This window comes from Streptantibioticus rubrisoli (assembly GCF_024436055.1).
Taxonomy (GTDB): Bacteria; Actinomycetota; Actinomycetes; order Streptomycetales; family Streptomycetaceae; genus Streptantibioticus_A; species Streptantibioticus_A rubrisoli.
The window spans coordinates 196,510-208,507 of sequence record NZ_JANFNH010000005.1 but is presented as its reverse complement, the minus strand read 5'-3'; the positions used below and the strand labels follow the sequence as shown (position 1 = coordinate 208,507).

The window sequence follows — 11,998 nt, the reverse complement described above, 5'->3', positions numbered from 1 at the left end:
TTACTCCTCCGGCTCGTCGGCCGCGGACGGGGTGCCCACGGCACTCTCGGCTGCCTGGGCGTCGGCAGCCGCTTCGACCTCTTCGGCTTCCTCGCCCGCCTCGGCGTTGCGGGCGATGCCGACCACGGCGTCCCGCTTGCCCAGGTTGATCAGTTGGACGCCCATGGTGTCACGGCCCGTCTCCCTGACTCCGTTGACCCGCGTACGGATCACACCGCCGCTGAGGGTGATGGCGAGGATCTCGTCGCTCTCCTCGACCACCAGCGCGCCGACCAACGAGCCGCGGTCCTCCACGATCTTGGCGGCCTTGATGCCGAGGCCGCCGCGGCCCTGGACCCGGTACTCGTCCACCGGGGTGCGCTTGGCGTACCCACCATCGGTGGCGGTGAAGACGAACGTACCCGCCCGAACCACATTCATCGAGAGCAGTTCGTCACCTTCACGGAAACTCATGCCCTTCACACCGGATGTCGCCCGGCCCATCGGCCGCAGCGCCTCATCCGTCGCGGTGAACCGGATGGACTGTGCCTTACGGCTGACCAACAGCAGGTCGTCGTCCGGGGAGACCAGTTCGGCGCCGATCAACTCGTCCTCGCGGCCGTCCTCCATCTCACGCAGGTTGATCGCGATGACACCGCCGGAGCGCGGGGAGTCGTAGTCCTTCAGCGGGGTCTTCTTCACCAGGCCGGACTTGGTGGCCAGCACCAGGTAGGGCGCCGCCTCGTAGTTGCGGATCGCCATGACCTGGGCGATGTGCTCGTCCGGCTGGAAGGCCAGCAGGTTGGCCACGTGCTGGCCGCGCGCGTCCCGGCCCGCGTCCGGCAGCTCGTAGGCCTTGGCCCGGTAGACGCGGCCCTTGTTGGTGAAGAACAGCAGCCAGTTGTGGGTGGTGGTGACGAAGAAGTGGTCGACGATGTCGTCCTGCTTCAGCTGCGTGCCGCGCACACCCTTGCCGCCGCGCTTCTGGGAGCGGTAGTGCTCGGTCTTGGTGCGCTTGACATAGCCGCCGCGGGTGATGGTGACGACGATGTCCTCCTCGGCGATCAGGTCCTCGATGGACATATCGCCGTCGAACGGCACCAGTTGGCTGCGCCGGTCGTCGCCGTACTTCTCCACCAGCGCGGTGAGCTCCTCGCTGATGATGCCGCGCTGCCGCTCGGGGGAGACCAGGATCGCGTTGTACTCGTCGATCTTCGCCTGGAGTTCGTCGTGCTCGGCCACGATCTTCCGGCGCTCCAGGGCGGCCAGTCGGCGCAGCTGCATCTCCAGGATCGCGTTGGCCTGGATCTCGTCGATCTCCAGCAGGCCCATCAGGCCCTCGCGCGCCACCTCGACCGTGTCGCTGCGCCGGATCAGCGCGATGACCTCGTCGATGGCGTCCAGTGCCTTGAGCAGACCGCGCAGAATGTGGGCGCGCTCCTCGGCCTTGCGCAGCCGGAACTTGGTGCGCCGGACGATGACCTCGACCTGGTGCGTCACCCAGTGCCGGATGAACTGGTCGAGCGAGAGGGTGCGCGGCACTCCGTCGACCAGCGCCAGCATGTTGGCGCCGAAGTTGGTCTGCAGATCGGTGTGCTTGTAGAGGTTGTTGAGCACGACCTTGGCGACGGCGTCCCGCTTGAGCACGATCACCAGGCGCTGGCCGGTGCGCGAGGAGGTCTCGTCGCGCACGTCGGCGATGCCGCCGATCTTGCCGTCCTTGACCAGGTCGGCGATCTTCTGCGCCAGGTTGTCGGGGTTGGTCTGGTACGGCAGTTCGGTGACCACCAGGCACTGGCGGTTCTGGATCTCCTCGACCTCGACCACCGCGCGCATGGTGATCGAGCCGCGCCCGGTGCGGTACGCCTCCTCGATGCCGCGGCGGCCGACGACCAGGGCGCCGGTCGGGAAGTCCGGGCCCTTGATCCGCTCCATGAGGGCCTCCAGCAGCTCCTCGCTGGAGGCGTTCGGGTTGGCCAGGTACCACTGGGCACCGTCGGCCACCTCGCGCAGGTTGTGCGGCGGGATGTTGGTGGCCATGCCGACCGCGATACCGGCCGAGCCGTTGATCAGCAGGTTGGGGAACCGGGACGGCAGGACCGTCGGCTCCTGGTTGCGGCCGTCGTAGTTGTCCTGGAAGTCGACGGTCTCCTCGTCGATGTCCCGGACCATCTCCATCGACAGCGGCGCCATCTTGCACTCGGTGTAGCGCATGGCCGCCGCCGGGTCGTTGCCCGGCGAGCCGAAGTTGCCGTTGGAGTCGACCAGCGGCATCCGCATCGCCCACGGCTGGGCGAGGCGCACCAGCGCGTCGTAGATCGAGGCGTCACCGTGCGGGTGGTAGGTACCCATGACGTCACCGACGACACGGGCGCACTTGTAGAAGCCCTTCTCCGGCCGGTATCCACCGTCGTACATCGCGTACAGCACGCGGCGGTGCACCGGCTTGAGGCCGTCTCGGACGTCGGGCAGCGCGCGGGAGACGATCACGCTCATCGCGTAGTCGAGGTAGCTGCGCTGCATCTCCGTCTCGAGCCCGACGGGCTCGACGCGAAGGCCCACGCCTTCGACGGTGGCGGGTCCGCCCTCGGGCGTGACGGGGGTCGGGGAACCCTCAGGGGTGATGGGGGTCTCGTCGGCCATCGCTGGTCAAATCCTTTCGCGCTGCGGGCAGTTGAGGGGCCGACTCGACTCAGATGTCGAGGAACCGGACGTCCTTGGCGTTGCGCTGGATGAACGAGCGCCGCGCCTCGACGTCCTCGCCCATCAGCACCGAGAACAGGTCGTCCGCCTGTGCCGCGTCGTCCAGGGAGACCTGGCCGAGCACCCGGTGGTCCACGTCCATGGTGGTGACCCGCAGCTCCTCGGCGTTCATCTCACCGAGGCCCTTGAAGCGCTGTACGGAGTCGTCCTTGATCCGCTTGCCGTTGTTCCGGCCGAGTTCGATCAGCGCGTCGCGCTCGCGGTCGGAGTACGCGTACTCGAAGTCGTCCTTGCCCCACTTGATCTTGTAGAGCGGCGGACGGGAGAGGTACACGTGCCCGGCCTCGACCAGCGGGCGCATGAAGCGGAACAGGAAGGTCAGCAGCAGGGTGTTGATGTGCTGACCGTCGACATCGGCGTCCGCCATCAAGATGATCTTGTGGTAGCGGAGCTTGGAGATGTCGAAGTCCTCGTGCACACCCGTGCCGAAGGCCGAGATCAGCGCCTGGATCTCCTGGTTCTGCAGGATCTTGTCGATCCTGGCCTTCTCCACGTTGAGGATCTTGCCGCGGATCGGCAGGATCGCCTGGTACTCGGGGTTGCGGCCGGACTTGGCCGAGCCACCCGCGGAGTCACCCTCGACGATGAAGATCTCGCACTTGGCCGGGTCGTTGGACTGGCAGTCGCTGAGCTTGCCGGGCAGCGACGCGGTCTCCAGCAGGCCCTTGCGCCGGGTCAGATCGCGCGCCTTGCGGGCGGCGACCCGGGCGGTGGCGGCCTGGATGGACTTGCGGATGATGTCCGCGGCCTCGTTCGGGTTGCGGTCCAGCCAGTCGTTGAGCTGCTCGTAAACCGCCTTCTGGACAAAGGTCTTGGCCTCGGTGTTGCCCAGCTTGGTCTTGGTCTGGCCCTCGAACTGCGGCTCGCTGAGCTTGACCGAGATGATCGCGGTCAGGCCCTCGCGGATGTCGTCACCGGTGAGGTTGTCGTCCCGCTCGCGCAACAGCTTCTTGTCGCGCGCGTACTTGTTGATCAGTGAGGTCAGCGCGGCGCGGAAACCCTCTTCGTGGGTGCCGCCCTCGTGGGTGTGGATGATGTTGGCGAAGGAGTAGACACCCTCGGTGTACTGGGTGTTCCACTGCATCGCGATTTCGAGCGAGAGCATCCGCTCGGTGTCCTCGGCCTCGAAGCCGATGACGGTGGGGTGAACCGCCTCGCCCTTGCGGGAGTTGAGGTACTTCACGAAGTCGACGATGCCGCCCTCGTAGCAGTACCGCACCGACAGCGGCTGGCCGTTCTCGTCGACGTGCTCGGGGCGCTGGTCGGTGAGGGAGATGGTCAGGCCCTTGTTGAGGAAGGCCATCTCCTGGAAGCGCCGCGAGAGCGTCTCGAAGGAGTACTCGGTGGTCTCGAAGATGTCCGGGTCCGCCCAGAACGTCACCGAGGTTCCGGTCTCCTCGGTCGCCTCGTTCTTCTGCAGCGGAGCGGTGGGGACACCGAGCTTGTAGTCCTGGGTCCAGCGGAAGCCGTCCGTCTTGACCTCGACGGCCACCCTGCTGGAGAGGGCGTTCACCACGGACACACCGACGCCGTGCAGACCGCCGGAGACCGCGTATCCGCCGCCGCCGAACTTGCCGCCCGCGTGCAGCACGGTCAGCACGACCTCGACCGCGGGCTTGCCCTCGGACGGAACGATTCCCACCGGGATGCCGCGGCCGTTGTCCACCACGCGCACCCCGCCGTCCGGCAGGATCGTCACGTCGATGGTGTCGGCGTGCCCGGCCAGGGCCTCGTCGACCGAGTTGTCGACCACCTCGTAGACGAGGTGGTGCAGACCACGCTCGCCGGTGGAGCCGATGTACATACCGGGGCGCTTGCGGACCGCGTCGAGGCCTTCCAGGACGGTGATCGCGCTGGCGTCGTACGACGCGCCTCCCGGCGCCGCATCGGTGCCCGTTGTGGATGTGTGGATCTCGTTGGGGTTGCCGGAATCGGCCACGAAGCGCCCTTTCTGGCACAGCACGAGCCGACTCCGGGCGTGCAGGAGCGGCTGCGTCGTTCGACATGTTCCGCTGGGGTTCCCCGGCCTGGGGCTGGGGTGGGCGGTTGTCCCCCAGTCTACCGGTAGCGGTGACATAGATGGGGGTTTGGCGGTACCTGAGTTCGCATGTGCCGCCCGAAGAGGCCTTGCGCCGACTCCCCATACGCGGACCCGGGCTCTGAGACGCTCACAACGGCGCTCAGGGCTTCGGGCCGATTACTTTGCGCACCGGCCCCGAGCCCCGGTTCCACGCCGGGGGCCCGGTGAGACGCACATCACCCGTAGGTGTCCCCAGGACCGGTGCTCCCCGGAGCGCGCAGCCGCCCGTACGAGCGGGCGGGGCCCGACGGACCCAGGACCTTGATCAACTTTACGGTGCCATGGCCCAGGTCCGCATTGAGCCTGGCCACCAACTGAGGCGCCAGCAGCCGCAGTTGGGTGGCCCACGCGGTGGAGTCGCAGCGCACGGTGAGGACCTTCTCCTCCTCGTCGTAGCGCTGCGGCTCACAGTGCCGGGCCAGGTCCTCGCCGACGATCTGCGGCCAGCGGCCCATCACCCCGCCGACCGCGGCCGGGGCCTCCCAGCCGCGTTCGGTGATCAGCCGGCTGATCGCGGCCCCCAACGGCAGCGGATCGCGGCCGTCCGCGCGTGCGCCGCTGCGCAGTCCGCCGCGCCTGGCCTGCTTCTTCTGCTGGGCGGCGGCGCCCCGGGCGCGGGCCTGCTCCTTGGCGGCGCGCAGCGCGACCCGGGCCAGGTCGACGCCGGACGGCTGGGGGGCGCCGAGCTGCTGCGCGGGCTGCTGGGAGAGGTTCTCTGGAGGGTGTTCGGTCATCGCCGCTCCACCGTTCCCCCGGCCACCGTGAAGCGGGCGCCCGCCAGCACACTGGGCACATCGTCGTCCACCGCGGCGGTCACCAGCACCTGCTCGCCGGGGGCGACCAGCTCCGCGAGCCGGTCGCGGCGTCTGGCGTCCAGCTCGGCGAAGACGTCGTCGAGCACCAGCACCGGCTCGCCGCCCGGACCGCCCTCCGCGCGCAGCAGGTCGTACGAGGCCAGCCGCAGCGCCAGCGCGTACGACCAGGACTCGCCATGGCTGGCGTAGCCCTTGGCGGGCAGCCGCCCCAGGTTCAGCAGCAGGTCGTCGCGGTGCGGGCCGACGAGGGTGACGCCGCGTTCGATCTCCTGGCCGCGTACATCGGCGAGGGCGGCCAGCAGCGCCTCGTACAGTTCCTCGCGGGTGGTGGCTCCCGTCTCGCCCGCCGAGTTGCGGTACTCCAGGCCGATCGGGCCGCCGCCGGGGGCCAGTTGCTCGTACGCCTTGTCGGCGAGCGGCAGCAGGGCGGCGATCAGGTCCAGGCGCTGGGCGAGCAGTTCGGCGCCGGAGCGGGCCAGGTGCTGGTCCCACACGTCCAGCGTCGACATGTCCGCCCCCAGGCCCGAGTCCGCTCGCCCGGGAGGTGCCCCCCGCCGTCCGCCGTGCCGCCGGGCCAGCGCGGCGGACTTCAGCAGGGTGTTGCGCTGCCTGAGCACCCGGTCGTAGTCCTGCCGCACGCCCGCCATCCGCGGTGCGCGGGCGGTGATCAACTCGTCCAGGAAACGGCGGCGTTCGCCCGGGTCGCCCTTGACCAGAGCCAGGTCCTCGGGGGCGAACAGCACGGTGCGCACGATGCCCAGCACATCGCGCGGTCGCACCTGCGAGGAGCGGTTGATCCGGGCGCGGTTGGCCTTGCCCGGGTTGATCTCCAGTTCGACCAGCTGCTGGCGGTCGCCGTGCACGACGCTGGCGCGGATTACGGCGCGCTCCGCGCCGAGCCGGACCAACGGCGCGTCGGAGGCGACCCGGTGGCTGCCGAGGGTGGCCAGATAGCCGACCGCCTCGACCAGGTTGGTCTTGCCCTGGCCGTTGGGGCCCACGAAGGCGGTGACGCCCGGGTCGAGCGGGACCTCGACCCGGGCGTAGGAGCGGAAGTCGGCGAGCGACAGGTGCGCTACGTACATCGCGTTGCTGTGGCGCGGGTCCGCGCCGGCCTCCCCTTTTCCTGCTGGTTTCCCTGCTTGGCTGACTACTTGTCCGCGGCGGCCGACTCGACCGCGTGGCCGCCGAACTGGTTGCGCAGCGCGGCGATCATCTTCATCTGCGGGGAGTCGTCCTGGCGCGAGGCGAAGCGGGCGAACAGCGACGCGGTGATCGCGGGCAGCGGCACCGCGTGGTCGATGGCGGCCTCCACGGTCCACCGGCCCTCACCGGAGTCCTGGGCGTAGCCGCGCAGCTTGTCCAGGTGCTCGTCCGCGTCGAGCGCGTTGACGGCCAGGTCGAGCAGCCAGGAGCGGATCACCGTGCCCTCCTGCCAGGAGCGGAAGACCTCGCGGACGTCGGTGACCGAGTCCACCGCCTCCAGCAGCTCCCAACCCTCGGCGTAGGCCTGCATCATGGCGTACTCGATGCCGTTGTGCACCATCTTGGCGAAGTGGCCCGCGCCGACCTTGCCCGCGTGCACCGAGCCGTGCTCGCCCTCCGGCTTGAGCGCGTCGAAGATCGGCTGGACCTTGGCGACGTTCTCCGGGTCGCCGCCGTACATCAGCGCGTAGCCGTACTCCAGGCCCCAGACGCCGCCGGAGACACCGCAGTCCACAAAGCCGATCCCGCGCTCGGCCAGTTCCTTGGCGTGCTTCTCGTCATCCGTCCAGCGCGAGTTGCCGCCGTCGACGACCACGTCGCCGGGGGAGAGCAGACCGGCCAGTTCGTCGATCGTCGCCTGGGTGGGCTCCCCGGCCGGAACCATCACCCACACGACGCGGGGGCCCTGCAGCTTGTCCACCATCGCCTTCAGGCTGGGGACGTCGGCGAGGTCCGGGTTGCGGTCGTAGCCGATGACGGTGTGGCCGGCGCGGCGGATGCGCTCACGCATGTTTCCGCCCATCTTGCCGAGACCGATGAGACCGAGCTCCATCACAGATCCTTCGTTCAGACGTGCCTGACCTAGTCCCGAGCCTAGCCCCGGGCCCCATAGACGGCCCGGGGCGGTGCGCCGTTCTCCGGGTGCGGGCGGAATATGACGTCTGCCACGGTTCCGGGCTTCTGGGGGGATCTGGGCGGGGTACGGCGGGTTCGGCGACGCCGGTCCGACGATGGCGCGCCCCCGGATCCCCGGTTCCGGCCAGGCCCGCCCCGCCGGGCCGCCGAGCCTGGCCGGAAAACGGCTCTCGGGTCAGCCCGACAGCCGGACGGGCATGATCAGGTACTTGTAGGACTCGACCGCCTCCGCGTCCACCGCGGGCTTGCCGCTGAGCAGGGCGGGCTTGGTCGACGTGGTGAACGACAACTGGGCGACCGGGGAGTCGATCGCGCTCAGGCCGTCCAGCAGGAAGGTCGGGTTGAAGGCGATCGAGATGTCGTCGCCCTCCAACTGGGCGTCCACCCGCTCCACAGCCTGTGCGTCGTCGCTGGAGCCCGCCTCCAGCGTCAGCACGCTGTCCGTGAAGTTCAGCCGGATCGGCGTGTTCCGCTCGGCCACCAGCGCCACACGCTTGACCGCCTCGACGAACGGCGCGGTCTCGATGACCGCCACCGACGCGAACTCGGTCGGGAACAGCGTCCGGTACTTCGGCAGGTCGCCTTCCAGCAGCCGGGTGGTGGTACGGCGCCCGGCGCCCTCGAAGCCGATCAGACCCTCACCGGCGCCGGATCCGGCCAGCGCGAGCGCCACCGTGTCACCGCTGGTCAGCGCCTTGGCGGTGTCCAGCAGGGTCTTGGCCGGGACGAGCGCGACCGCGGACAGGTCCGGCGTCTCCGGCTTCCACAGGAACTCGCGGACGGCGAACCGGTAGCGGTCGGTGGCGGCCAGGGTGACCGTGTCGCCCTCGATCTCGATCCGCACACCGGTCAGCACCGGCAGCGTGTCGTCGCGGCCGGCGGCGATGGCGACCTGGGAGACGGCGGCGGCGAACACCTCACCGGGCACGGTGCCGGAAGCGGACGGCATCGCGGGCAGCGCGGGGTACTCCTCCACAGGCAGGGTGTGGAGTGTGAATCGCGAACTGCCGCACACGACGGTCACCCGCACCCCGTCGGTGGAGATTTCCACAGGCCTGTTGGGAAGTGCGCGCGAGATGTCGGCGAGCAGTCGGCCGGAGACCAGGACGGTGCCCTCCTCGTCGATCTCCGCCTCCACCGAGACTCGCGCCGAGACCTCGTAGTCGAAGGCCGACAGGCTCAGCTGCCCGTCCTCGGCCTTCAGCAGCAGACCGGCGAGCACGGGCGCCGGTGGGCGGGCCGGGAGACTGCGGGCCGCCCAGGCCACTGCCTCCGCGAGTACGTCGCGTTCCACCCGGAACTTCACCGGAACCGCCTCCTGCTGTTGCTGGCCGTCTCTGCCTGGCCGTCCTACGTCTGATGGCCGTCTGCCGGAGAACAGTCTGACGCACACCGCCGACAACAGGTGCGGCTTGGGGTCAAGCCGGGCTTCGCGGTGTCGAGCGCCGCACGGCGAGGTTGTGCACAGGCCCGACTTCGATCTTGCTTCCCCGGTATCTCTACGTGGTCGTAGTAATAGGGGGTGTGGATACCGTGGATAACCGGTTCCAGTGCAGGTCAGCGCGGCTTTTTTGTCCACCGCGGCTGGGGATGGCGCCCGTGGACAACCGGCCGCTTCTGTGGACGGCCGGAAGTTGTGCACACGCGATGCACAGGGTGGCCCCGGTTCTCCCCAGTGTCGTCCCCAGGAATACCCACGTTCTCCCCAGCCCAACCAGTGGACCTGGTGTGACGCCTTTCACTCCATCCGGCGACCGTCCCCGTTTCCTTGCCGAACAGTGGACAGAGGTGTGGAGAAGCCGGGAGAAGCTGTTCATAACTCGCCACAGCCTGTGGGCGAGCGGTGGACAACCGCCAACGGTCCTTGCGGAACAGGGCGTTGTCCACAACCTGTGGAAGGTGGTTAGCCACAATTCCACACGCGGTTGACCTGGGAGGATGAACCTTCTACAGGCTTGCCTGTGGAGGCGGTTGGGACAACTTCGTACTCCCCAGCCTGTGGACAGCCGAATCGCCCCGAACCTGTGGAGTACTGCCATACCGAGCAAAGGATTCGAACAACAAGAAGCGCCCTGGAAGTGAACTTCCAGGGCGCCAGCGGTGAATCCGCGTTGTGTGCTCAGGACTTGATGCGGTTGGTCAGCTCGGTCACCTGGTTGAAGATGGACCGCCGTTCCGCCATCAGCGCCCGGATCTTGCGGTCCGCGTGCATCACCGTGGTGTGGTCGCGCCCGCCGAACAGCGCGCCAATCTTCGGCAGCGACAGGTCAGTTAGCTCCCGGCACAGGTACATGGCGATCTGCCGTGCGGTGACCAGGACCCGGCTGCGCGACGAGCCGCACAGGTCCTCGACGGTCAGCCCGAAGTAGGCGGCCGTCTCCGCCATGATCGCGTTCCCGGTGATCTCCGGAACCACGTCCTCCCCGCCCGGGATCAGGTCCTTGAGGACGATCTCGGTCAACTGCAGGTCCACCGGCTGCCGGTTGAGGCTGGCGAACGCCGTCACCCGGATCAGCGCGCCCTCCAACTCGCGGATGTTGCGCGAGATCCGGGAGGCGATGAACTCCAGCACTTCCGGAGGGGCGTTGAGCTGTTCCTGGACCGCCTTCTTGCGCAGGATCGCGATCCGCGTCTCCAGCTCGGGCGGCTGGACGTCGGTGATCAGTCCCCACTCGAAGCGGTTGCGCAGCCGGTCCTCCAGGGTCACCAGCTGCTTGGGCGGCCGGTCGGAGGACAGCACGATCTGCTTGTTGGCGTTGTGCAGGGTGTTGAAGGTGTGGAAGAACTCCTCCTGCGTCGACTCCTTGCTCGCCAGGAACTGGATGTCGTCGACCAGCAGGATGTCCATCTCGCGGTAGCGCTTGCGGAACGCGTCGCCCTTGCCGTCGCGGATGGAGTTGATGAACTCGTTGGTGAACTCCTCGGAGCTGACGTACCGCACCCGGGTGCCCGGGTAGAGGCTGCGGGCGTAGTGCCCGATCGCGTGCAGCAGATGGGTCTTGCCCAGGCCGGACTCGCCGTAGATGAACAACGGGTTGTACGCCTTGGCCGGGGCTTCGGCGACCGCGACCGCCGCGGCGTGCGCGAAGCGGTTGGAGGCGCCGATGACGAAGGTGTCGAAGAGGTACTTGGGGTTCAGCCGGGCCGTCGGCTCACCGGGTCCGGTGGCGGGCGCCGGCTGGGCGGCGAGCGGTCCGGGGGCGCCGCTGGGCGGGGCGGGCAGCGGGTCCTGCGGGCGGCCGCCGACGGGTCGCTCGGTGGGCTGCCGCTGCTGGTAGCCGGGCTGCTGCTGGCCGTAGTCCCGCTGCGGGACCGGGGGGTACGGGTCGCGCTCGGCGAAGCCGCCGTGCTGCTGCCAGTTCTCGGTGCGGGAGTGACCGTCGTCCTGGGGGCGACCGTGGCCCTGCGCGTGGCCGTACGCGTCGGGGCCGCTCACTGCGGCCGGGCGCGGCCAACCGCCGGTGGGCTCGTGGCCGGTGGGGTAGTCGGGGTAGGCGCGGCGGATCATCGGGCCGTCGCCGCCGGGGCGCCCGTACTCGTCCCACTGCCCGCGCTGCTCGGCGTACGGCGCCGGGTTGCCGGGCGCGGTCTGAGCGGGCGGGGTCTGCGGGGCCTGCGGGGCCGCCGAGTCCGTGCTGGCGTCGACGGTGATCGCGATGCGGATCGGGCGGCCGAACTCGCGGCTGAGGCCCTCGGTGATCAACGGCAGCAGGCGGCCCTCCAGTACGCCCTTGGCGTACTCGTTGGGCGCGGCCAGTAGCGCGGTGTCGGCCACCAGCGCCAGCGCCTGGCACACCTTGAGCCAGCGCTGGTCCTTGGCCTCGACGCCCTGGCCCTCGGCGAGGAGCTGCTCGAGCACCCGAGGCCACACTGCGGCTAGATCGGCAGTTACATCAGCCACAGTGCACGCTCTCTCGCTCGGTGGGTGGGCTCGCTCGGTGGAATCGAGAGGGCGCCGACGTGTCCCACGAAGGTGTGGTTCTCGGGAAGTGCGGGAAGTATGTCGGGTTGGTTCGGCGGAGATCCCTGAGTCCAGCCACGGTAGTCAGCGCCCCGTCTGTGGTTCAAGTCGTTGTCCACAGGGTGTGTACAAATGTGCCATGTGTCAGCGGGCCGTGCTTCAGTGGGTCGGGGTCGGCGCGTCGGCCGCCTGGCGGAGCTGGTTTGACCGAATGGCGTAGCCGCGCGTACCGTAACCAGGTCGAGTTGTCGATGGCTGCTGCCGCCTGCCTGACGAAGG

7 protein-coding genes are annotated in these 11,998 nt (G+C 69.0%); all 7 read right to left on the bottom strand.

Annotation, left to right across the window (positions count from 1 at the left end; genetic code table 11):
- A complete protein-coding gene (gene gyrA, locus NON19_RS08975) occupies positions 1–2,622 on the bottom strand; it encodes a DNA gyrase subunit A (RefSeq protein ID WP_255926150.1) in 2,622 nt (873 codons plus the stop codon).
- Positions 2,623–2,671: 49 nt separating this feature from the next.
- Complete coding sequence (gene gyrB / locus NON19_RS08970; protein WP_308213666.1) at positions 2,672–4,705, bottom strand: DNA topoisomerase (ATP-hydrolyzing) subunit B; 2,034 nt, start codon at positions 4,703–4,705, stop codon at positions 2,672–2,674.
- 293 nt (positions 4,706–4,998) lie between these two features.
- Entirely contained in the window at positions 4,999–5,556 is a 558-nt protein-coding gene (locus tag NON19_RS08965) for a DciA family protein (protein ID WP_255926149.1), read from the bottom strand.
- On the bottom strand, positions 5,553–6,722 hold the full coding sequence (gene recF, locus NON19_RS08960) for a DNA replication/repair protein RecF (RefSeq protein ID WP_255926148.1): 1,170 nt from the start codon (positions 6,720–6,722) through the stop codon (positions 5,553–5,555). The genes NON19_RS08965 and recF overlap by 4 nt, the downstream gene beginning before the upstream one ends.
- 65 nt (positions 6,723–6,787) lie before the next feature.
- On the bottom strand, positions 6,788–7,675 hold the full coding sequence (gene gnd / locus NON19_RS08955) for a phosphogluconate dehydrogenase (NAD(+)-dependent, decarboxylating) (RefSeq protein WP_255926147.1): 888 nt from the start codon (positions 7,673–7,675) through the stop codon (positions 6,788–6,790).
- Between the two features lie 258 nt (positions 7,676–7,933).
- Entirely contained in the window at positions 7,934–9,064 is a 1,131-nt protein-coding gene (gene dnaN / locus NON19_RS08950; RefSeq protein WP_255926146.1) for a DNA polymerase III subunit beta, read from the bottom strand.
- An 813-nt stretch (positions 9,065–9,877) separates the two neighbouring features.
- The gene (gene dnaA / locus NON19_RS08945; RefSeq protein ID WP_255926145.1) at positions 9,878–11,659 is read right to left on the bottom strand and encodes a chromosomal replication initiator protein DnaA; all 1,782 of its coding nucleotides are present in this window, start codon (positions 11,657–11,659) and stop codon (positions 9,878–9,880) included.
- Between the last annotated feature and the right edge of the window lie 339 nt (positions 11,660–11,998).